Origin of the sequence: Serratia proteamaculans (assembly GCF_004684015.1) — a bacterium.
In the GTDB taxonomy this organism is placed as follows: domain Bacteria; phylum Pseudomonadota; class Gammaproteobacteria; order Enterobacterales; family Enterobacteriaceae; genus Serratia; species Serratia proteamaculans_F.
Window position 1 is genome coordinate 171,726 of the sequence record NZ_SRIA01000001.1, and the last position, 22,794, is coordinate 194,519.

Sequence of the window (22,794 nt, forward strand, 5' to 3'; positions counted from 1 at the left end):
AGCGGAAGTTAAAAGTAAGGGCGCTATTGGCGCCCTTGTCATATCAACGTTGTTCTTCCAGTATCAACGGCCAATGAACATAGCTTTGCCAATGACTTTCCTGATCCAACAACTCTGCCCGTAGCGGGTGCTGTTCCAGCCAACCTGGCGGCAGGATCACCGTCAGCTCATCATCATTATTGGCACGCAGGCGTACCGCCGGCAGCGTATCGTCGCGGCGACGGCTGGCGAAGATGATGGCCAGGCGCAAAATCCGGCATAAACGTTGCGCCGTTCGCGGCGGCAGGGCGTTTTGTTGGCTCAGCAGTGGCAGATCGATAGTGTTGCTCTGGTTTTGCAGCAGGGTGGCCAGCAGTTTTTTCTGCGCCGGGGTGAAACCGGGTAAATCCAGATGGCGAATCAGGTAGGCGGCATGTTGCGGCGCCTGTTTGAAATCAACGCTGAGGCCGATTTCGTGGATCAGACAGGCGCTGTGCAATAACTCGCGACATCGCGTATCCAATTGCCATTCATTGCTCACCTGCTGTGAGAAGTTGGCAGCCAGCTGGCTGACGCGTTCGGCCTGCTCGGTATCCAACAGGTAACGTCGTTGCAGGTTGCGAATGGTACGGCTGCGGATGTCCTGTTCGACCGGCAGATGCAGCATGCCGTAGACCAGACCTTCACGCAGTGCGCCGCCGGCCAGCATCATGCTTTCGATGCCCAACTCCTGGAAAATTGCCAGCAGGATCGACAGCCCGCTTGGGAACACCAGAGCGCGCTCCAGCGTCAGGCCTTCAATTTCCAGCTCTTCCAGCTTGCCGCACTGAATGGCGCGCTGTTTCAATTGGCGTAGTTTGGACAGGGTGATTCGTTCATCCATGCCCTGTGCCACCATGATTTCCTGCAGCGCCTGGACGGTGCCGGAAGCGCCGACGCAGATTTGCCAACCGTGCTGACGCAGCTGTGGTGCGATGGGACGCACCATTTCACGTGCAGCCTGTTCGGCCCGCTCGAAATTCTCCAGCCCCAGATTGCGATCGCTGAAGAACCGCTCCAGCCAGGTGACACACCCCATCGACAGACTGTACAGCTGAGCCGCCTGTGCACCGGTACCGGTAACCAGCTCGGTGCTGCCGCCGCCGATATCGACCACTAAACGCTGGTCCGGACCGCCGGTGGTATGGGCAACGCCGTGGTAAATCAGCCGTGCTTCTTCCTCACCGCTGATCACCTGGATCGGGCAGCCGAGAATTTGCTCTGCGGTTTGCAGAAACTCATCGGCATTGGACGCCAGACGCAGCGTGGCCGTGGCGACCACTCGGATCTGTGCGCGTGGAATGTCCTGCAGGCGTTCGGAGAACAACTTCAGGCATTGCCAGCCGCGCTGCATGGCTTCCTGTGACAGGAGATTGTTTTGATCCAGCCCGGCCGCCAGACGCACCTTGCGCTTGATGCGCGCCAATGTCTGAATACTGCCGGCCACCTCGCGCACCACCAACATGTGGAAGCTGTTGGAGCCAAGGTCGATAGCGGCATAAAGTGCGCTGGAACTGAGCATGGTCTATCAGCCTGAACGTTTACGGTTATTGCGTGGCGCACCGCCACGACGTGGCGCGGAATTACGGCGTGGGCCGTTGCCGCCGCGTGGGCGTGCCAAGCGTTTTGGCGCAGGCAGATCACTCAATAACGCATCGCTGTTGTACTTGCTTACCGGAATGCTGTGGCCGGTATAGGTTTCGATCGCCGGCAGATTGAGCGCGTACTCTTCGCAAGCCAGGCTGATGGAATGACCGCTTTCGCCGGCACGGCCGGTACGACCGATACGGTGAACGTAGTCTTCGCAGTCGTCAGGCAAGTCGTAGTTGAAGACGTGGGTAACCAACGGAATGTGCAGACCGCGGGCGGCGACGTCGGTGGCGACCAGAATATCGAGGTTGCCCTTGGTGAAGTCATCGAGAATACGCAGGCGTTTTTTCTGCGCCACATCGCCGGTCAACAGGCCTACGCGGTGACCATCGGCAGCCAGATGGCCCCAGACGTCTTCACAGCGGTGTTTGGTGTTGGCGAAGATGATGCAGCGGTCAGGCCACTCTTCTTCGATCAACGTCTGCAGCAGACGCATTTTTTCTTCGTTGGACGGGTAGAACAATTCTTCTTTAATACGGTGGCCGGTTTTCTGTTCCGGTTCCACTTCAACATATTCAGCGTTGTTCATCTGCTCGAAAGCCAGCTCGCGTACGCGATAGGACAGGGTGGCAGAGAACAGCATGTTCAGGCGTTGATCGACCGCAGGCATACGGCGGAACAACCAGCGAATGTCTTTGATAAAGCCCAGATCGTACATGCGGTCGGCTTCATCCAGCACCACAACCTGGATCGCGCCCAGATCGATATAGTTCTGTTTGGCGTAATCAATTAAACGACCGGTAGTCCCCACCAGGATATCCACGCCGCTTTCCAGCACTTTCAGCTGTTTGTCGTAGCCATCGCCGCCGTACGCCAGACCCATTTTCAGGCCGGTGGACTGGGACAGGGCTTCCGCATCGGAGTGGATCTGCACCGCGAGTTCACGCGTTGGCGCCATGATCAAGGCGCGCGGCTGGTTGATCTTGCGATCCTGTTTCGCCGGGTGAGAAAGCAAATAGTGAAAAGTAGACGTTAAAAATGCCAACGTCTTTCCGGTACCGGTTTGCGCCTGACCTGCAACGTCACGCCCAGAGAGCGTGAGCGGCAATGCTAACGCCTGGATAGGCGTGCAATGTTGAAACCCTTTCTTTTCAAGGGCTTCAAGGACTAACGGGTGCAGGGCGAAGTCGGAAAACTTCTGTTCGGTCAAGTGTGTTTTGCTCATAGTGTGGTAGAATATCAGCTAACTATTGCTTTACGAAAGCGTATCCGGTGAAATAAAGTCACCTTAGGTTGGTTAATGCTACACCAACAAGGTAGACACAATCCTTTGGAGTAGAACATGAGCGATAAAATTATTCACCTGACTGACGGCAGCTTCGACACCGACGTGCTGAAAGCTGAAGGGCCAATCCTGGTCGATTTCTGGGCTGAATGGTGTGGGCCGTGCAAGATGATTGCTCCGATTCTGGATGAGATTGCCGATGAGTTTGAAGGCAAACTGACCATCACCAAGCTGAATATCGACCAGAACCCGGCAACCGCACCCAAGTACGGTATCCGTGGTATCCCTACGCTGTTGCTGTTCAAGAACGGTGAAGTGGCCGCGACCAAGGTTGGTGCGCTGTCCAAAGGTCAGCTCAAAGATTTCCTTAACGCGAATCTGTAATCGGGCGGGAAGCCCTATGCCCAGTGGATGTGATGCGGCGGCTAAAAATGCTGCCGCGTGAGAGACAACGGGGATATACAGGCGTCTGGTGGGGATGTTCAATTCACCGCTAGACGCCTGCCAAGAAGCGTGTTAAGTTTAACCATACTGCATATAGAACTTGCCCGAAGTTTTAAATCTAAAGAGTCTAAATCTAAAGCTTTACTCTGTGTTGAACCGCTGGCGTTGAAAGAAAAAATGAACTCAGCCCGCGTTTTAGCAATCAAACGGTTTTGCAAAATCAATTTTAAGGTACCTTCGATCTTAAACCGTCAATGCGCGCGTCCTCTGTAAGCCATTTCTTACCGTGACGGCTCAGCGCCCGGTGATCGAGCGTCCAGTAAACAGGCACGAATATCCAATGGATTTCAAGGTGTGGCCAGTCGGCAACCGAAAGCATCTCCGCAGCTTAGTCCGCTAGGTTTTGGGATGAACAAGAGAAGCCAACGCGACCACCAGAAAGACGGAAGAGATATCCCGCTGCCATACCATTCACGATATAAGTTCGAGACATACCCCGAGTTTAAGAACCCACCACTATGAATCTTACCGAATTAAAGAATACGCCGGTTTCTGAGCTGATTACTCTCGGCGAAAATATGGGGCTGGAAAACCTTGCCCGCATGCGCAAGCAGGACATTATCTTCTCTATCCTTAAGCAACATGCGAAAAGTGGAGAAGATATCTTCGGCGATGGCGTGTTGGAGATATTGCAGGATGGATTTGGTTTCCTCCGTTCCGGAGACAGCTCCTACCTTGCAGGCCCCGACGACATCTACGTATCCCCTAGCCAAATCCGCCGTTTTAACCTCCGTACAGGTGACTCCGTTTCCGGTAAGATTCGTCCGCCAAAAGAAGGCGAGCGCTACTTTGCCCTGTTGAAAGTTAACGAAGTTAACTACGACAAACCGGAAAACGCCCGTAGCAAGATCCTGTTCGAAAACCTGACCCCACTGCATGCCAACTCCCGTCTGCGGATGGAACGCGGCAACGGCTCAACCGAAGACCTGACAGCACGCGTGCTGGACCTGGCTTCGCCGATTGGTCGTGGTCAGCGTGGTCTGATTGTTGCACCGCCGAAAGCCGGTAAAACCATGCTGCTGCAGAACATTGCGCAGAGCATCGCTTACAACCATCCAGACTGCGTGCTGATGGTACTGCTGATCGACGAACGTCCGGAAGAAGTGACCGAGATGCAGCGTCTGGTGAAGGGCGAAGTTATCGCTTCTACCTTTGACGAGCCGGCATCTCGCCACGTTCAGGTTGCAGAAATGGTGATTGAGAAGGCCAAGCGCCTGGTTGAACACAAGAAAGACGTGATCATCCTGCTCGACTCCATCACTCGTCTGGCGCGTGCCTACAACACCGTTGTACCGGCTTCCGGTAAAGTGTTGACCGGTGGTGTGGATGCCAACGCCCTGCATCGTCCCAAGCGTTTCTTCGGTGCGGCACGTAACGTTGAGGAAGGCGGCAGCCTGACCATCATCGCTACTGCGCTGGTCGATACCGGGTCGAAAATGGACGAAGTTATCTACGAAGAGTTTAAAGGTACCGGCAACATGGAATTGCATCTGGCGCGTAAAATCGCCGAGAAGCGCGTATTCCCTGCTATCGACTACAACCGCTCTGGTACCCGTAAAGAAGAATTACTCACCACCTCTGAAGAACTGCAGAAAATGTGGATCCTGCGTAAAATCATTCACCCGATGGGTGAGATTGACGCGATGGAATTCCTCATTAACAAGTTGGCCATGACCAAGACCAACGATGAATTCTTCGATATGATGAAGCGCTCATAATGACGATGCGCTCATAATTGAGTAAATATTCCAAGAACGCCACGCCTAGTCGTGGCGTTTTTTGCTTTTGGAAGATACGATAAGTAACAGAAATGGAAACGTAAGTTATTTTCGTGACTTACTGAGAATTCATCTTATTTGCGGTCGGTGTTTCGTCGTTCGCGCATTGTTACTACCGAAACAGCAGGCAGACACATAGTGGAATAAGAATGAATGGCTGTCGTCATAGGAAATGACTGAAAGGTAGCGGGATATCATGGCGCAACCTGTCGCCCGTGTTAAGCTGCCTTATCTTCTACAGAGATCTTGTTAACTGTGAACTTACTCACTATGAGTACTGAAATTCTATTTGTTTTCCTGTTTTCTTTGGCTTTTCTCTTTGTTGCCCGTAAAGCAGCAAAACGTATTGGTCTGGTTGATAAACCTAATTACCGCAAACGCCATCAGGGGCTGATCCCTCTGGTCGGGGGTATTTCTGTTTATGCCGGGCTGTGCTTTGCCTTCCTTATCTCTGACCAAACGATTGCGCATGGCAAACTCTACCTCGCTTGCGCGGGGATATTAGTGTTCGTTGGTGCTCTTGACGATCGTTTCGATATCAGCGTTAAAATTCGTGCGCTGGTTCAGGCACTGGTCGGCATCGCGATGATGGTTTTCGCCGGGCTTTACCTGCGCAGTTTTGGTCATGTGCTGGGCGACTGGGAAATGCTGCTGGGGCCGTTTGGCTACCTGGTCACGCTATTTGCCGTCTGGGCAGCCATCAACGCCTTTAACATGGTCGACGGCATTGATGGCTTGCTGGGTGGGCTGTCGTGCGTGTCTTTCGGTGCGCTGGGCGTGTTGTTGTACCTGAGTGGTCATTCTGACCTGGCTTTCTGGTGCTTCGCAATGATTGCCGCCATCGTGCCTTATATCCTGCTTAACCTCGGCATTCTTGGCCGCCGGTATAAAGTGTTTATGGGGGATGCCGGTAGCACGCTGATCGGTTTCACCGCCATTTGGCTGTTGCTGCAAAGCTCGCAGGGCAAAGCTCACTCCATCAATCCGGTTACTGCGCTGTGGATTATCGCTATTCCACTGATGGACATGATTGCGATCATGTACCGTCGCTTACGCAAAGGGATGAGCCCTTTCTCCCCTGACCGCCAACACATTCACCATCTGATTATGCGCGCGGGCTTTACGCCACGGCAGGCTTTCGTGTTGATAACCCTGGCGGCAGCGTTGCTGGCAGCCATCGGCGTGCTTGGCGAACGCCTTACTTTTATCCCTGAATGGGTAATGTTGGCATTATTCTTGCTTGCCTTCTTTTTATACGGTTACTGCATTAAACGCGCCTGGCGTGTTGCACGTTACATTAAGCGTATCAAGCGCCGTCTGCGGCGTTCGAACGGCAATAAGCAAGTATCTTAACCAGAGGCTTTTGGGCAGTGATGAATCCAGAAACAAGGTCTGACAAGAATATCCCGGCGGTGGATAACGAACTCGATATCCGCGGCCTGTGCTGCACCCTGTGGCGTGGTAAGCCATGGATTATCGGTATTGCGGTGTTATTCGCCGTGGTTGCACTGATGGTTTCCTACCTGGTGAAACAGGAGTGGAGTGCGACGGCGATTACCGATCGGCCAACAGTGAATGCGTTAGGGGGGTATTATTCCCAGCAACAATTCCTGCGTAATCTGGATGTGCGGACCATGCCGGCCGCCAGCACCGATCAACCCGGTATTGCTGACGAAGCCTATAATGAATTCATTATGCAGTTGGCGGCCTACGATACGCGTCGCGATTTCTGGCTGCAGAGCGATTATTACAAACAGCGCCAGGAAGGCGATGCCGCTGCCGATGCGGCATTGCTCGACGAACTGATTAACAACATTCAGTTTACCCCACGCGATGATAAAAAAGTGCCGAACGACGGCGTGAAGCTGACGGCGGAAACGGCAGCCGATGCTAACCGTTTGTTGCGTCAATACGTGGCGTTCGCCAGCCACCGGGCGGCACAGCATCTGAACGAAGAGATCCAGGGGGCCTGGGCGGCCCGTACCACCTCGATGAAGGCGCAGGTCAAGCGCCAGGAAGCGGTAGCGGCGGCAGTGTATAAGCGTGAATTGAATACCATTCAACAGGCGCTGAAAATTGCCGAGACGCAGGGTATCAGCCGGACTCAGACCGATACGCCGGCAGAGCAACTGCCGGACTCCGATCTGTTCCTGCTGGGCAAACCTATGCTGCAGGCGCGTTTGGAAGGGCTACAGGCTTCAGGGCCAACCTTCGATCTGGATTACGATCAAAATCGTGCGATGCTGTCGACATTGAACGTCGGCCCGACATTGGACGAGAAATTTCAGACTTACCGCTATTTGCGGACCCCGGAAGAACCGGTAAAACGTGATAGCCCACGGCGGATATTCTGGTTGATCATGTGGGGCGCGATGGGCGCTTTGGTTGGCGCAGGTGTTGCCCTGGTGCGTCGGCCGCGTAATTAAAAATAATATAATAATTCGCTGAAGGGCGCGTAAGCGCCCAATTCGCAGGTACGCCTGCGGTTAACCGACCAAAAGAGATTCGCTGTGAAAGTGTTGACAGTTTTCGGCACCAGACCTGAAGCCATCAAAATGGCCCCGCTGGTACATGCCCTGGCTCAGGATGAAGCCTTTGAATCAAGAGTCTGCGTTACGGCACAGCATCGTGAGATGTTGGATCAGGTATTGCGGTTATTTGAGATAGTGCCTGATTACGACCTGAACATCATGAAGCCCGGCCAGGGATTGAGTGAGATCACCTGCCGTATCCTGGAAGGCCTGAAAGGCGTTCTTGAAGAATTCAAACCGGACGTGGTGCTGGTTCACGGTGATACCACCACCACGCTGGCGACCAGTTTGGCGGCGTTCTATCAGCGTATCCCGGTTGGACACGTAGAGGCGGGTCTGCGTACCGGCGATCTCTACTCCCCGTGGCCGGAAGAGGCCAACCGCAAGCTGACCGGCCATCTGGCGATGTATCATTTTGCCCCGACGGAAAATTCGCGTCAGAACCTGTTGCGCGAACTGATAGCGGACGATCATATCTTTGTCACCGGCAATACGGTGATTGACGCACTGTTCTGGGTACGCGATCGGGTGATGAGTGATGCTGCATTGCATGACAGCCTGTCACAGCGTTATCCGTTCCTGGATGCCGACAAAAAAATGATCCTGGTGACCGGCCACCGTCGTGAAAGCTTTGGTGGCGGATTCGAACGGATTTGCAGCGCATTGGCAGAAATTGCCCGCACTCATCCCGATGTGCAGGTCGTGTACCCGGTGCATCTCAATCCCAACGTCAGTGAGCCGGTCAACCGTATTCTGAAAGGGATTGATAACATCATCCTGATCGACCCGCAGGATTACTTGCCCTTTGTGTACCTGATGGCTAACGCTTATATGATCCTGACCGACTCTGGCGGTATTCAGGAAGAAGCCCCGTCATTGGGCAAACCGGTGCTGGTCATGCGCGACACCACTGAACGGCCTGAAGCGGTCGATTCGGGCACGGTGCGTCTGGTGGGCACCGACGTAGCCAAAATTGTTGATGCGGTTACCCGGTTGCTGACGGACGAAGACGAATATCACGCCATGAGTCGGGCGCATAACCCTTACGGTGACGGGCATGCCTGCCAGCGTATTCTCGAAGCTTTGAAGAATCATCAGGTGACACTATGAGTTTTAACACTATTTCGGTTATCGGTCTGGGTTATATCGGCCTGCCAACGGCGGCGGCGTTTGCCTCCCGCAAGAAAAAAGTGGTGGGCGTAGATGTTAACCAACATGCGGTGGATACCATTAACCGTGGCGCGATCCATATCGTTGAACCCGATCTGGATAAAGTGGTGAAAGACGCGGTCGACGGCGGCTATCTGCAGGCGGTGACGAAACCCCTGGCGGCAGATGCTTTCCTGATCGCGGTGCCAACGCCGTTTAAAGGTGACCACGAGCCGGATCTGGCTTATGTTGAAGCCGCGGCGAAATCATTGGCACCGGTGCTGAAGAAGGGCGACCTGGTTATTCTGGAGTCCACCTCACCGGTCGGTGCCACCGAGCAAATGGCGCAGTGGCTGGCCGAGGCGCGCAGCGATCTCAGCTTCCCGCAGCAGGCCGGTGAATCCGCCGATGTGAACATCGCTTACTGCCCAGAGCGCGTGCTGCCAGGGCAGGTGATGGTTGAGCTGATTCAGAACGACCGCGTTATTGGCGGCATGACGCCAAAATGTTCGGAACGTGCCAGCGCGTTGTACAAGATTTTCCTCGAAGGCGAGTGTGTGATTACCAACTCCCGCACCGCAGAGATGTGCAAACTCACTGAAAATAGCTTCCGTGATGTGAATATTGCCTTTGCTAACGAACTGTCGCTGATTTGCGCCGAGCAGGGCATCAATGTCTGGGAGCTTATTCGCCTGGCCAACCGCCATCCGCGGGTGAATATCCTGCAGCCAGGCCCTGGCGTCGGCGGACACTGCATCGCAGTCGACCCGTGGTTTATCGTGTCGCAAAACCCGCAGCAGGCACGTTTGATTCATACTGCGCGTCTGGTCAATGACGGAAAACCGCTGTGGGTGGTTGATCGCGTCAAAGCGGCGGTTGCCGACTGTCTGGCGGCGACCGACAAGCGAGCCTCAGAAGTGAAAATTGCCTGCTTCGGTCTGGCCTTCAAACCGAATATCGACGATCTGCGCGAAAGTCCGGCGGTAGAAGTGGCGCATTTGATTGCCGATTGGCACGTGGGAGAGACGCTGGTCGTTGAGCCAAACGTGGAGCAACTGCCGAAATCGCTGGCTGGCCACGTGACGCTGAAAGAGTTGCCGGAAGCGTTGCAGCAGGCTGATGTGATTGTGATGCTGGTTGACCATAAGCAATTCAAGGCAATCAAGCCGGAAGAGATCACGCAATCCTGGATCGTGGATACCAAAGGGGTTTGGCGGTGAAACGTATTTTAGTTACTGGAGGCGCCGGCTTTATTGGCTCCGCGGTGGTGAGGCACATTATTGAAGCCACGCAGGACAGCGTCCTGGTGGTCGACAAGCTCACCTATGCGGGCAATCTGGAGTCGCTTTCAGTGGTGGCCGATAGCCCACGCTATGCTTTTGAGCAGGTAGATATCTGCGATCGTGCGGCGTTGGATCGGGTGTTTGCCGAGTTCCAGCCGGATGTGGTCATGCACCTGGCAGCGGAAAGCCACGTTGACCGTTCTATCGACGGCCCGGCGGCATTTATTGAAACCAACGTGGTGGGTACTTACACCATGCTGGAGGCGGCCCGCCATTATTGGCAGCCGCTGGACGCGAAGAAAAAGCAAAGCTTCCGTTTCCATCACATTTCCACCGATGAAGTGTATGGCGATCTGCATGGCACGGACGATTTGTTCACCGAAACCACGCCTTACTCGCCAAGTAGCCCGTATTCGGCCTCGAAGGCTTCCAGCGATCACCTGGTTCGCGCCTGGCTGCGTACTTATGGCCTGCCGACATTGGTTACCAACTGTTCCAATAACTACGGCCCCTATCACTTCCCTGAGAAGCTTATTCCGTTGGTTATCCTCAATGCCGTTGCCGGTAAACCCTTGCCGGTGTATGGCGATGGGGCGCAGGTGCGTGATTGGCTGTATGTGGAAGACCATGCTCGTGCGTTGTACCAGGTGGTTACCGAAGGCGTGGTCGGCGAAACCTACAATATCGGCGGCCACAACGAGCGCAAGAATATTGAGGTGGTACAAACTATCTGCGATCTGCTGGAAGAGTTGGCGCCGAACAAGCCACAGGGCGTTGAGAAATACCGCGACCTGATTACTTACGTCAAGGATCGTCCGGGCCATGATATGCGCTACGCGATAGATGCCGGAAAAATTGACCGGGAGCTGGGCTGGCGTCCGCAGGAAACCTTTGAAAGCGGCATCCGCAAAACGGTTTCCTGGTATCTGAACAATGAAACCTGGTGGCGCCGTGTTCAAGACGGTTCCTATGCAGGTGAACGTTTAGGTTTATCCGACTAAATTTAGCTGGGCTGCCGCTCGAATGGTGGCCCTGTGGATTCTGGAGTGAGTATGAAAGGTATTATTCTGGCGGGCGGTTCCGGTACACGCTTACATCCCATTACCCGCGGCGTATCCAAACAGCTATTACCTATTTACGACAAGCCGATGATTTATTATCCGTTGTCAGTTTTGATGCTGGCGGGGATCCGCGACATTTTGATCATCTCTACCCCAGAAGATTTACCCTCATTCAAACGCTTGTTGGGCAGCGGCGAAGAGTTCGGCATTAACCTCAGCTATGCCGAACAATCCAGCCCCGATGGCCTGGCACAGGCGTTTCTGATTGGCGAAGAATTCCTTGCAGGCGAGCCGAGCTGCCTGGTGCTGGGGGACAATATTTACTTTGGCCAAGGCTTTAGTCCGAAACTGAAGACGGTTGCCGCCCGTACGCAGGGCGCGACCGTGTTCGGTTATCAGGTGATGGATCCTGAGCGCTTTGGCGTGGTGGAGTTTGATGATAATTTCCGCGCGCTGTCGATTGAAGAAAAGCCGAAAGCGCCTAAATCCAATTGGGCGGTGACTGGGCTGTATTTCTACGACAGCCAGGTTGTGGAATTCGCCAAACAGGTGAAACCTTCGGAGCGTGGCGAGCTGGAGATCACCAGCATTAACCAGATGTACCTGGAGCGTGGCGAACTGACCGTTGAACTGCTTGGCCGTGGCTTCGCCTGGCTGGATACCGGCACCCATGACAGCCTGTTGGAAGCCAGCAGCTTTGTGCAGACGGTGGAAAAACGTCAAGGCTTTAAAATTGCCTGTCTGGAGGAGATTGCCTGGCGTAACGGCTGGCTGGACGATGACAGTGTGAAGCGTGCCGCACAATCGTTGCTGAAAACCGGTTACGGCAAATACCTGCTGGATCTGCTGCATGCCCGTCCGCGCCAGTATTGAGCCCTTAGCCTGGGAAACAGAGTTTTTCGCCCTTAACAGCGCCAAACTCAACTTCTCTACGGCGGCTCCGATGCCCACCGAGGCTGAACTGGATGCTTACGCATTGGTGCAGGCCAAAATTCCGGCGCAGCAAACGGCCTGGGCGGACGGTTTGGCCCGTTTAGGCTTCCAACTGGTTGAGGGTGAAGTCGATCTGGTGCTGAATCTCGGCACGGAATGTGCATTACCTCATTCAGTGACGCCGCAGGCCATTCGCCCGGCGGTGCCGGCCGATATCCCGATGCTGCGTGAGGCGGCGGCCAGCGTGTTCATCTCCAGCCGTTTCCGCGCCCCCTGGTATCACTGCCAGGACAGCGGCCGCTTTTATGCCGAGTGGGTCGAAAAAGCGGTAATGGGAACCTTTGACCATCAATGCTTGCTGGCGCTGGACGATACTGGGCAGCCGGAGGGCTTTGTCAGCCTGCGTGAGCTTGGTGGTCAGGAAGCTCGCATTGGCCTGTTGGCGGCTTTTCCGGGCGCGGCAGGTAAAGGAATTGGCTCGCGACTGATGGCGGCAGCCATGGCAGAGTGCCGCCAAGGGGCGCTGCAGCGCCTGCGGGTTGCGACCCAGCTAGGTAATCTGGCCGCGCTACGGCTCTATCAACGACAAGGTGCTGTTATTGAAAGCACCTCGTACTGGTTATACAGAGGAAGACATGATCCCATTTAACGCACCACCGGTTGTTGGCACTGAACTTGACTATATGCAGGCTGCGATGGGCAGTGGCAAGCTGTGCGGTGACGGTGGTTTTACCCGTCGTTGCCAGCAGTGGATGGAACAGCGGTTTGGCAGCCCGAAGGTGCTGTTGACGCCGTCCTGTACCGCCTCGCTGGAGATGGCGGCGATCCTGCTGGATATTCAGCCGGGCGATGAAGTGATCATGCCGAGCTTCACCTTTGTTTCAACCGCTAACGCCTTTGTGTTGCGTGGTGCCACCGTAGTGTTTGTTGACCTGCGTCCTGACACCATGAACATCGATGAAAGCAAGATTGAAGCGGCCATCACCGACAAGACCCGTGCCATTGTGCCGGTGCATTACGCCGGCGTAGCCTGCGAGATGGACACCATCATGGCGCTGGCGGCAAAGTACAAATTGTATGTAGTTGAAGATGCCGCGCAGGGCGTGATGTCCACCTACAAGGGGAAAGCGCTGGGCACCATCGGCCATATTGGCTGCTTTAGCTTTCACGAAACCAAAAACTACACCGCAGGCGGTGAGGGCGGTGCCACGCTGATTAACGATCCGGCGCTGATTGATCGGGCGGAAGTCATTCGCGAGAAAGGCACCAACCGCAGTCAGTTCTTCCGTGGCCAGGTGGACAAGTACACCTGGCGCGATATCGGCTCCAGCTATCTGATGTCAGATCTGCAGGCCGCTTATCTGTGGGGGCAACTGGAAGTGGCCGAAAGAATCAACCAACGTCGTCTGGCGCTGTGGCAGCAGTATTACGATAGCCTGCTGCCGTTAGCCGAGGCGGGCCGTATCGTGCTGCCGACCATCCCGGCGGGCTGCGTGCAGAATGCGCATATGTTCTATATCAAACTGCGCGATGTTGAAGACCGCACGGCGTTTATCGATTACATGAAAGAAGCCGAGATCATGACGGTGTTCCATTACATTCCGCTGCATGATTGCCCGGCGGGCGATCGTTTTGGCCGCTTTGCCGGTGAAGATCGCTTCACCAGCCAGGAGAGCGCGCGGTTGGTACGCTTGCCGTTGTTCTACAATATGACTGATATCACTCAGCGCACAGTGATCAATACCATCCTCAGCTTCTTCGCCTGATATGTCGCTGGCAAAAGCATCGATTTGGACCGCCGGCTCTACGCTTATCAAGATTGGTGTGGGGCTGTTGGTGGTGAAACTGCTGGCGGTGGCCTTTGGTCCCAGCGGTGTGGGTCAGGCGGGTAACTTCCGCCAGTTGATTACCGTACTGGGCGTGCTGTCCGGCGCCGGGATTTTTAACGGCATCACAAAATACGTTGCCGAATACCATCAGGATCCGCAGCGGTTGCGGCTGGCTGTTGGCACGGCGTCGACCATCGTGCTGGTTTTTTCCACGCTGTTGGCGCTGGTGTTCTTGTTCGCGGCCAAACCTATCAGTATCGGGCTATTCGGCCATGCTGATTATGTTGGGGTGGTGCGGGCGGTGGCGTTCATTCAGATGGGTATTGCTTACGCCAACCTGTTTATGGCGGTGCTGAAGGGCTTTCGCGATGCGATGGGCAATGCGCTTTCGGTGATCGGTGGCAGCCTGATTGGCGTGGTGGCCTACTACCTGTGCTTCAGGCTGGGCGGTTATGAAGGTGCCCTGGCGGGGTTGGCATTGGTACCGGCATTGGTGGTGTTTCCCGCCGGTTTGATGCTGTGGCGACGCAAAACCCTGCCGCTGAGCTATTTGGCGCTGGCATGGGACAAGGCGCTGGCCAGCCACCTTGGCAAGTTCACCATTATGGCGTTGATCACTTCAGTGACGCTGCCGGTGGCCTATGTGATGATGCGTAACCTGCTGGCAAGCCATTACAGTTGGGAAGAGGTGGGGATTTGGCAGGGCGTCAGCAGCATTTCCGACGCGTATCTGCAGTTTATTACCGCCTCGTTTACCGTCTATCTGCTGCCAACGCTGTCGCGGTTAAAGGAAAAAAGCGCTATCTCGCAGGAGATTGTGCGCTCACTAAAATTTGTGCTGCCTGCGGTGGCGGCGGCAAGCTTCACGGTCTGGTTGCTACGCGATTTCGCCATCTGGCTGCTGTTTACGGACAAGTTCGTCGCGATGCGCGATCTGTTCGCCTGGCAACTGGTGGGGGATGTGCTCAAGGTTGGCGCTTATGTATTTGGTTATCTGGTTATTGCCAAGGCGTCGCTGCGTTTTTATATCCTGACCGAAGTCAGCCAGTTTCTGCTGTTGACGCTGTTCTCGCATTGGTTGATCCCCTTGCACGGCGCGCTGGGTGCGGCACAGGCTTACATGGCAACCTACATCGTGTATTTCACGCTCTGTAGCTGCGTATTTATTCTTTATCGTAGACGAGTATGACTACACTGATTCACGTACTGGGATCTGACATCCCGCATCACAATCAGACGGTGCTGCGTTTCTTCAACGACGTGTTGGCGAAGCGCCTGCCGTCCGATCAGACACGCCATTTCATGGTGGCTACCAAAGATGCCGCTGGGTTAGGGGCGTTCCCCGAACTGAACCTTGAATGTCATCCGGATAAGAAAAGCCTGGCGATGGCGGTTATAGCCCGTGCTCAGGCCGATCGCGACCAGCGTTTCTTCTTCCATGGGCAGTTTAACCCGACGTTGTGGTTGGCATTGTTGAGCGGCAAAATCAAAGCCCATCAGGTCAGTTGGCATATCTGGGGCGCTGATCTGTATGAAGACGCCACCAGTTGGAAATTCCGCCTGTTCTATTTGCTGCGCCGCATCGCACAAGGCCGTGTTGGACGCGTATTCGCTACCCGTGGTGATGTGATCCACTACCAACAGAGACATGCGCGTGTACCTGCCTCCCTGCTGTATTTCCCGACGCGGATGGATCCGGCATTGACCGGTATCAGCGTAGAGAAAAATCTGGCCGGGCCGATGACCATTCTGGTGGGCAACTCCGGCGATCGCACCAACCGCCACGTTGAGGCACTGAAAGCGATTCATCAACAGTTTGGCGCGGATGTGCGCGTGATCCTGCCGATGGGCTATCCGGCCAACAACGAGGCTTATATTGAACAGGTCCGCACTGCCGGGCTGGCGTTGTTCAGTGCCCGGAACCTGCAGGTGCTGACGCAGCAGGTGGCGTTTGACGACTACCTGAACATTCTGCGCGAGTGCGACCTTGGCTACTTTATCTTTAACCGCCAGCAGGGGATCGGTACGCTTTGCCTGCTGATCCAGTTTGGCGTGCCGTTCGTGCTGAGCCGGCAGAACCCGTTCTGGCAGGATCTGGCGGAGCAGCATCTGCCGGTGCTGTTCTACGGTGATTCGCTGGATGAGGCGGTAGTGCGTGAAGCGCAGCGCCAACTGGCGTCAGTGGACAAGCAGACGATCGCCTTCTTTAATCCCAACTACGTTGATGGCTGGCAACAGGCATTAGCCCTGGCAGCAGGGGATAATTCATGACGTTGGCGCAATTTGGCGGGTTATTTATCGTCTACCTGATTGGCACGTTGTTTGTTCTGACGTTGACCTATCAGGAGTTTCGGCGCGTCCGTTTTAACTTCAACGTCTTCTTTTCACTGTTGTATTTGCTGACGTTTTACTTCGGCTTCCCGCTGACCTGCCTGCTGGTGTTTCAGTTTGACGTTGAGGTGGTACCGGTCGAGTTCTTGCTGTACGCGATTCTTTCGGCCACCGCGTTTTATGCGATTTACTACGTCAGTTATAAAACCCGGCTGCGTAAGCGCAGCGTACAGCCGCGTAAACCGGTATTCAGCATGAACCGGGTTGAAACCCATCTGACCTGGATTTTACTGGCATTGGTGGCGATCGTTACCGTCGGCATTTTCTTTCTGCAAAACGGTTTCCTGCTGTTCAAGCTCAACTCTTACAGCCAGATTTTCTCCAGTGACGTGTCGGGCGTAGCGCTCAAACGGTTCTTCTATTTCTTCATTCCGGCGATGTTGGTTGTGTATTTCCTGAAGCAGGATTTGCGTGCCTGGTTCTTTTTCCTGGCGGCGACGGTGGCTTTTGGCATCCTCACCTATGTGATTGTTGGTGGCACCCGCGCCAATATCATTATCGCTTTCTCGCTGTTTCTGTTTATCGGCATCGTACGCGGCTGGATCTCGCTGTGGATGCTGGTGGCCGCCGGGGTGTTCGGAATTGTCGGCATGTTCTGGCTGGCGTTAAAGCGCTATAGCCTGGACGTCAGTGGCCCCGAGGCGTTTTATACCTTCCTTTATCTGACGCGTGACACCTTCTCGCCGTGGGAAAATTTGGCGTTGTTGCTGCAAAACTACGACAAGATTGATTTCCAGGGATTGGCGCCGATAGTGCGTGATTTCTATGTGTTCATTCCGAGCTGGCTGTGGCCGGGCCGACCGGACACGGTGCTCAATACCGCCAACTATTTCACCTGGGAAGTGCTGGATAACCATTCTGGCCTGGCGATCTCACCGACGCTGATTGGTTCGCTGGTGGTGATGGGCGGCGCGTTGTTCATTCCTGTCGGCGCGCTACTGGTGGGGATGATCATCAAATGGTTCGACTGGCTGTATGAGATGGGCAAAAGCGAATCGAACCCTTATAAAGCCGCCATATTGCAGGGCTTCTGCTTTGGCGCGGTATTCAACATCATCGTATTGGCACGAGAAGGGGTGGATTCCTTTGTCTCGCGGGTGGTGTTCTTCTGCCTCATTTTCGGCGCCTGTTTGCTGATGGCAAAATTGCTTTATTGGCTGTTTGATACTGCCGGATTGATTAAGGCGCGGGTTCTGCGTTCGCGAACGCTGACACCGCCTGCTTCATCCGTGCGGGTCGACGGCCTTTTGTAAGGGTAATAACAAGATGGAAGCAAAAATCTCGGTTCCCAAATATGAGCTGCGCGGTTTCAGCCTGTGGGGATTTCGCGATATGGCGCAGTGCATGGATTTTCTGTTCGACGGTGGCCACGTAAAGCGGGGCACGCTGGTTGCCATGAACGCCGAAAAAATCCTGACGGCAGAGCAGGACACTGAGCTGCATGCCTTGCTGGATGAGGCGGAGTACAAGTATGCCGACGGCATCAGCATGGTGCGGTCAATTCGTCGTAAATATCCGGGTGCCGATGTCTCTCGCGTAGCCGGAGCCGACCTGTGGGAAGCGCTGATGCAACGCGCCGGCCGTGAGGGAACGCCGGTGTTCCTGATCGGTGGTAAACCCTCGGTGCTGGCGGAAACCGAACAGAAGCTGCGTAGCCAGTGGAATGTGAATTTGGTCGGTAGCCAGGACGGTTATTTCAAACCGGAACAGCGTGAATCGCTGTTTGAACGCATCCGTGCCAGCGGCGCCGCTATAGTGACGGTCGCGATGGGATCGCCGAAACAGGAAATCCTGATGCGTGACTGCCGCAAGGTACATCCGCAAGCGTTGTATATGGGCGTAGGCGGGACCTACGACGTATTCACCGGGCATGTTAAGCGTGCGCCGAAGGTCTGGCAGAACCTCGGCCTGGAATGGCTCTACCGGCTGCTCAGCCAGCCAAGCCGTATCGGGCGCCAGCTCCGGTTGCTGAAGTTCGTGAGTTACTATTATCGCGGCAAAATGTAATGCAGGCGTTGGGGTGGAATATTCTGCCCCGACGCAATGAATTGTTCAATTAATCCGCGTTATGGCTGATAAGCCAGCATTCCTATAACCTCAGTCCCTAAACCCACCTTCATTTATTCCATAAAGTTTTAAATTGCGGTTTGCTTATAGCGGCAAAATGCGAAACGATACCGCCCTGAAATTATCCCCAGCTGTTGGCGCCAGATGTGGCCGCATTGAACGACGTTTTTCTCCGCCGTAAGACCGTCCTATTACAAGCTGATGTCCGCCTGAGCGGCGGGGGATGATTTACGCTATTTTTCATTAAAACAATAACGACCGGTAACGGCCGGCATGCAGACACAATCAAAAGAATATTATCGAGGATTTATGCCACAGACTGAAAAACCGCAAGGACTACACCGGGGGCTGGAAGCCCGGCATATCGAGCTGATTGCTCTGGGCGGCACCATTGGCGTCGGCCTGTTTATGGGGTCGGCCAGCACATTGAAATGGGCGGGGCCGTCGGTATTATTGGCTTATATCATCGCCGGGCTGTTCGTGTTCTTTATTATGCGTTCGATGGGCGAGATGCTGTTCCTTGAACCGGTCGCAGGCTCCTTTGCCGTTTATGCCCATAAATACATGAGTCCCTACTTTGGCTATCTGACCGCCTGGGGCTATTGGTTTATGTGGATTGCCGTCGGCATCTCGGAAATTACCGCCATTGGGGTCTACGTGCAGTTCTGGTTCCCGGAGATCCCGCAGTGGCTGCCGGCGCTGATCGCGGTGGCGATGGTCGCGCTGGCTAACGTGGCGGCGGTGCGCCTGTACGGTGAGCTGGAGTTTTGGTTTGCCATGATCAAGGTGACCACCATCATTGTGATGATTCTGGTCGGGCTGGGGGTGATCCTGTTTGGCTTTGGCAATGGGGGGCAGCCTATCGGTTTTGCCAACCTGACCGAGCACGGCGGTTTCTTTGCCGGCGGCTGGAAGGGCTTCCTGTTTGCACTGTGTATTGTCGTGGCGTCCTATCAGGGGGTTGAGCTGGTCGGCATTACCGCCGGTGAGGCCAAGAACCCACAGGTGACGCTGAAACGCGCGATTAACAACATCCTGTGGCGCATCCTTATCTTCTACGTCGGCGCCATTTTTGTCATTGTTACCATCTTCCCATGGAACGGTATCGGCACCACCGGCAGCCCATTTGTGCTGACCTTCGCCAAAATCGGCATCGTTGCCGCCGCCGGCATCATTAACTTCGTGGTGTTGACCGCTGCACTCTCTGGCTGTAATAGCGGTATGTATAGCGGGGGGCGCATGCTGTACGCGCTGGCCAAGAACCGTCAACTGCCTGCCTCGCTGACCAAACTCTCTGCCAGCGGCGTGCCGGTGAACTGTATTGCCGTGACCATCGCCTGTCTGTTGGTCGGCTCTGGACTGAATTATCTGATCCCCAATCCGCAGGCGGTGTTTGTCTATGTCTACAGCGCCAGCGTGCTGCCGGGTATGGTGCCGTGGTTTGTGGTGCTGATCAGCCAGCTGTATTTCCGCCGTGCCCATAAAGAAGCGATCAAAACCCACAGCTTTAAGTCGATTATGTTCCCCTATGTGAACTATCTGACCATCGCTTTCCTGGTCTGCGTGCTGATCGGCATGGGAATTAACCCGGATACCCGTATTTCTTTGCTGGTTGGGGCGATATTCCTGGCGGCAGTCAGCCTGTGCTACTTTGCTTTCGGTATGCACAAGAAACATCATCCGGCTGAAAAACGGACAGAAACCCAGCAATAACCGGTGAAAAAGGGCTACGGATAGCCCTTTCTTGCGCAGGAGTGAGCAAAGCGTAATCAAACGCAACATTTCTGCGAAAAAGCACTAGACAGGATTGGGTTAAAACCGTAGTATCCCCTCCCGCAACGGCGCTATGCGCCCGTAGCTCAGCTGGATAGAGCGCTGCCCTCCGGAGGCAGAGGTCTCAGGTTCGAATCCTGTCGGGCGCACCATTAAGTTTGTGTGCAAGAGCTGCGGTGGTAGTATTACCGCGTGAAGTTAAGAAGTTATGGTGGCTATAGCTCAGTTGGTAGAGCCCTGGATTGTGATTCCAGTTGTCGTGGGTTCGAGTCCCATTAGCCACCCCACTTCCTAAGAGAAGTGAAGAATTGTAAGCTGTTTTGTGACTGTGCGAAGGTGGCGGAATTGGTAGACGCGCTAGCTTCAGGTGTTAGTGTTCTTACGGACGTGAGGGTTCAAGTCCCTCTCTTCGCACCACACACAAAATGTCTAATAAATTTAATATTTACATAGACATAAGCGATAAGATTCGGTAGTATCTGCAACAAGAAATCGGCGAGTAGCGCAGCTTGGTAGCGCAACTGGTTTGGGACCAGTGGGTCGGAGGTTCGAATCCTCTCTCGCCGACCACATTCAAGAAAACCCGCTCTTTAGCGGGTTTTTTTACGTCTGTAGTTTACAGGATGAGCACCTCCGAAGGAGGTTTGAGCCGAGCGCAGCGAGACAACGTTGCTTTAGCAACGGCCCGCAGGGCAGCATCGCAGATGCAGTAATCCTCTCTCGCCGACCACTTTCAGAAAAGCCCGTTCAGCAATGAACGGGCTTTTCGCTTTCTGCCATTCGGTAAACCTCACTTTTAACTTCTTGCTGTCTTGCTGTCCTGCTTTGGGTTTTTGGAACCCTGTTGGCTTTCAGCGACATCGGCATGGTGTATTGTCGCCAGGTTGAGACATATAACATCATGATTTAATAAGATAAAAATCACTTTGGCTTAAGTCGTCGTTATAAGGCGACATATCTTCTGGGGCCAGGGGGCGAGTGGGGTAACATCTGATGAGAGGCGGTTAATTTACTGTTGTTTTTAAATTACTTTTAATTCAATTGGTTAGTTAATTTTATTCAAGCTAAACGGCACTTTTTCCAAAGTTGGCATGCCAAGTGCAATATCTACTCTGTAGATGCTCATTCCACCTCTTATGTTTGCTTAGGCTTCATAAACCCTGGGAATGACGCAGAGCCGATTTAAGGTGCCTATTGCCCACCAGAACGATGTCAGCGTTGCTTGCAGCCGCAGACATCACACTCCGGGCATAACGTTGAGTGAGGCACCGCCCCTGTTGTCCTAGACCTGATTGCTTTTTTATACACTTGCCACCGCGGCAAGTGTTTTTTTTGCCTGAACATAAGCGACAGGCGAAAAAAAACGCGGCAATCATGCCGCGCTTTGTTCACTCGGTAATACCGTTATGAATCGCCGTTCTGCTTCAGGGTCAACATCAGGCCTTCACGACGCATTTGGGCTGCTTCGTCCGAGCGGTGCAGCTTATCCAGCACATCCGCCAACCAGGCGTAGTCGTAGGCATCCGGACGCTGTTTCAGCGCTTCCCTGAATGCATCGGCCGCCTGTTGCCATTCGCCGTGTTTCATCAACAGCTGACCCAGCGTGCTGTTGAGCAGCGGTGTGGCACCATGCAGCTTCACCTGCTGGCGCAGCGCTTTCTCCAACTGCTGAGGATTGCCGGACTTCAGGCGCGGGATCAACAGCACCAGACGCTCATCGTACTGGCGCTTCAGGCTATCAAGCACGATTTCCTGCGCCAATTCATGGTCATTGCATTCGATCAGGTGATCCACCATCGCAATTTGCAGCGGAACCTCATGGCGAGTTTTGCGGCTCTGATCTTTCCACCAGCGTTTCAGACCCTCGCTGCCTTCATCCGCCATGGCCTGATTCATCAGGCCAATATAGGCCTGCTGCTGCAGGGCCTGCAGTTCAGCCTCGGTATGCAGGTTGATCTTGCTCATCGACGGCAGAATTTCCAACAATGAGGCAAAAGCGCCGGTGCGCAGATAAGCCAGCTCGGCCAGACGCAACACTTCCGGATGACGCGGCGCCTGGTTCAGCAGGCGATCGACCCCGTGACGTGCGGCATGGTTTTCGCCCTGCGCCAGTTGGATGCGCACGCGGGTGATATCTACCGGCAACTGGTCGGTATCGGCGGCTTCGGCGGCGCGTTCCAGGTATTGGTTAGTGCGGAAGTCGTCACCGCGTTGCTGCGCGGCCTCGGCGGCCAGCAGGTAGTTAACCACCGGCTGTTCGGCATGATCGGCGTTGCGCGTCAGCAGTTTTTCAACTTGCTTGTAATCGCCTTCGGCCAGTTTGATCAGTGCGGCCTTGGTCTGCTTGCGCGCACGGCTGCGTTTGCGTCCCAGGAACCAGCCACGGGTATGAGCACCGGTACGGAAGATGCGGCGCAGGATCCATTCGATCACCAGCAGCACGACAAACAGCAGGACGTTCATGATCACCAGGCCGGTGACGCTGGTTTCGATATTGTAGTTATCGGTCTGAATCAGCACATAGCCCTGATGGCCGGCTAACATCGGCCCGACGACCACACTGGCGATCAGCACCAGGAACAGAAATAGCACGCGTAACATG

At 54.5% G+C, this 22,794-nt stretch carries 18 protein-coding genes, 4 tRNA genes and 1 other RNA gene; 20 read left to right on the forward strand and 3 right to left on the reverse strand.

The window, feature by feature from the left end; all coding sequences use genetic code 11:
* Window positions 1-43 precede the first annotated feature (43 nt).
* Together ppx and rhlB are read right to left on the reverse strand one after the other, a co-directional pair.
* Entirely contained in the window at window positions 44-1,540 is a 1,497-nt protein-coding gene (gene ppx, locus E5C26_RS00775) for an exopolyphosphatase (RefSeq protein ID WP_135314657.1), read from the reverse strand.
* Window positions 1,541-1,546: 6 nt separating this feature from the next.
* Window positions 1,547-2,833, reverse strand: coding sequence for an ATP-dependent RNA helicase RhlB (rhlB, locus tag E5C26_RS00780; RefSeq protein ID WP_012004630.1), 1,287 nt, complete (start codon window positions 2,831-2,833; stop codon window positions 1,547-1,549).
* Window positions 2,834-2,950: 117 nt separating this feature from the next.
* Here rhlB and trxA point away from each other — a divergent pair, with 117 nt between their 5' ends.
* The 20 genes from trxA (at window position 2,951) to E5C26_RS00880 (ending at window position 20,922) form a co-directional block, all read left to right on the forward strand.
* Window positions 2,951-3,277 carry a thioredoxin TrxA gene (trxA, locus tag E5C26_RS00785; protein WP_037422813.1) on the forward strand — a complete coding sequence of 109 codons (327 nt, stop codon included), beginning with the start codon at window positions 2,951-2,953 and terminating at the stop codon, window positions 3,275-3,277.
* A 578-nt stretch (window positions 3,278-3,855) separates the two neighbouring features.
* On the forward strand, window positions 3,856-5,115 hold the full coding sequence (rho, locus tag E5C26_RS00790; protein ID WP_004950874.1) for a transcription termination factor Rho: 1,260 nt from the start codon (window positions 3,856-3,858) through the stop codon (window positions 5,113-5,115).
* Window positions 5,116-5,430: 315 nt separating this feature from the next.
* A complete protein-coding gene (gene wecA / locus E5C26_RS00795; RefSeq protein WP_135314658.1) occupies window positions 5,431-6,528 on the forward strand; it encodes a UDP-N-acetylglucosamine--undecaprenyl-phosphate N-acetylglucosaminephosphotransferase in 1,098 nt (365 codons plus the stop codon).
* A gap of 20 nt (window positions 6,529-6,548) precedes the next feature.
* The gene (gene wzzE, locus E5C26_RS00800; protein ID WP_037410117.1) at window positions 6,549-7,601 is read left to right on the forward strand and encodes an ECA polysaccharide chain length modulation protein; all 1,053 of its coding nucleotides are present in this window, start codon (window positions 6,549-6,551) and stop codon (window positions 7,599-7,601) included.
* An 84-nt stretch (window positions 7,602-7,685) separates the two neighbouring features.
* The gene (gene wecB / locus E5C26_RS00805) at window positions 7,686-8,816 is read left to right on the forward strand and encodes a non-hydrolyzing UDP-N-acetylglucosamine 2-epimerase (RefSeq protein WP_135314659.1); all 1,131 of its coding nucleotides are present in this window, start codon (window positions 7,686-7,688) and stop codon (window positions 8,814-8,816) included.
* Window positions 8,813-10,075, forward strand: a complete 1,263-nt coding sequence (gene wecC, locus E5C26_RS00810; RefSeq protein WP_135314660.1) for a UDP-N-acetyl-D-mannosamine dehydrogenase — start codon at window positions 8,813-8,815, stop codon at window positions 10,073-10,075. Before wecB ends, wecC begins: the two co-directional genes overlap by 4 nt.
* Complete coding sequence (gene rffG, locus E5C26_RS00815) at window positions 10,072-11,139, forward strand: dTDP-glucose 4,6-dehydratase (protein WP_135314661.1); 1,068 nt, start codon at window positions 10,072-10,074, stop codon at window positions 11,137-11,139. The genes wecC and rffG overlap by 4 nt, the downstream gene beginning before the upstream one ends.
* A 51-nt stretch (window positions 11,140-11,190) precedes the next feature.
* Window positions 11,191-12,072, forward strand: coding sequence for a glucose-1-phosphate thymidylyltransferase RfbA (rfbA, locus tag E5C26_RS00820; protein ID WP_135314662.1), 882 nt, complete (start codon window positions 11,191-11,193; stop codon window positions 12,070-12,072).
* Window positions 12,050-12,781, forward strand: a complete 732-nt coding sequence (gene rffC / locus E5C26_RS00825) for a dTDP-4-amino-4,6-dideoxy-D-galactose acyltransferase (RefSeq protein WP_135314663.1) — start codon at window positions 12,050-12,052, stop codon at window positions 12,779-12,781. The genes rfbA and rffC overlap by 23 nt, the downstream gene beginning before the upstream one ends.
* Complete coding sequence (rffA, locus tag E5C26_RS00830) at window positions 12,768-13,898, forward strand: dTDP-4-amino-4,6-dideoxygalactose transaminase (protein ID WP_135314664.1); 1,131 nt, start codon at window positions 12,768-12,770, stop codon at window positions 13,896-13,898. Before rffC ends, rffA begins: the two co-directional genes overlap by 14 nt.
* Before the next feature lies 1 nt (window position 13,899).
* Window positions 13,900-15,150, forward strand: coding sequence for a lipid III flippase WzxE (gene wzxE, locus E5C26_RS00835; protein WP_135314665.1), 1,251 nt, complete (start codon window positions 13,900-13,902; stop codon window positions 15,148-15,150).
* Window positions 15,147-16,232 carry a TDP-N-acetylfucosamine:lipid II N-acetylfucosaminyltransferase gene (locus E5C26_RS00840; RefSeq protein WP_135314666.1) on the forward strand — a complete coding sequence of 362 codons (1,086 nt, stop codon included), beginning with the start codon at window positions 15,147-15,149 and terminating at the stop codon, window positions 16,230-16,232. The genes wzxE and E5C26_RS00840 overlap by 4 nt, the downstream gene beginning before the upstream one ends.
* Window positions 16,229-17,605 carry an ECA oligosaccharide polymerase gene (wzyE, locus tag E5C26_RS00845; RefSeq protein ID WP_135314667.1) on the forward strand — a complete coding sequence of 459 codons (1,377 nt, stop codon included), beginning with the start codon at window positions 16,229-16,231 and terminating at the stop codon, window positions 17,603-17,605. The genes E5C26_RS00840 and wzyE overlap by 4 nt, the downstream gene beginning before the upstream one ends.
* Before the next feature lie 13 nt (window positions 17,606-17,618).
* On the forward strand, window positions 17,619-18,359 hold the full coding sequence (wecG, locus tag E5C26_RS00850; RefSeq protein WP_099062184.1) for a lipopolysaccharide N-acetylmannosaminouronosyltransferase: 741 nt from the start codon (window positions 17,619-17,621) through the stop codon (window positions 18,357-18,359).
* 369 nt (window positions 18,360-18,728) lie between these two features.
* Window positions 18,729-20,132 (forward strand): bifunctional threonine/serine APC transporter ThrP, encoded by a 1,404-nt coding sequence (thrP, locus tag E5C26_RS00855; protein WP_135314668.1) that lies wholly within the window; start codon window positions 18,729-18,731, stop codon window positions 20,130-20,132.
* Between the two features lie 135 nt (window positions 20,133-20,267).
* Window positions 20,268-20,344, forward strand: a tRNA-Arg gene (locus E5C26_RS00860).
* A 59-nt stretch (window positions 20,345-20,403) separates the two neighbouring features.
* A tRNA-His gene (locus E5C26_RS00865) sits at window positions 20,404-20,479 on the forward strand.
* Window positions 20,480-20,522: 43 nt separating this feature from the next.
* A tRNA-Leu gene (locus E5C26_RS00870) sits at window positions 20,523-20,609 on the forward strand.
* Between the two features lie 76 nt (window positions 20,610-20,685).
* A tRNA-Pro gene (locus E5C26_RS00875) sits at window positions 20,686-20,762 on the forward strand.
* A 32-nt stretch (window positions 20,763-20,794) separates the two neighbouring features.
* Window positions 20,795-20,922: non-coding RNA, RtT sRNA (locus E5C26_RS00880), on the forward strand.
* Between the two features lie 674 nt (window positions 20,923-21,596).
* On the opposite strand, the gene hemY is transcribed toward E5C26_RS00880, so the two are convergent.
* Window positions 21,597-22,793: a protoheme IX biogenesis protein HemY gene (hemY, locus tag E5C26_RS00885; protein WP_135314669.1), complete on the reverse strand. Its 1,197-nt coding sequence runs from the start codon at window positions 22,791-22,793 to the stop codon at window positions 21,597-21,599.
* Window position 22,794: the final 1 nt, after the last annotated feature.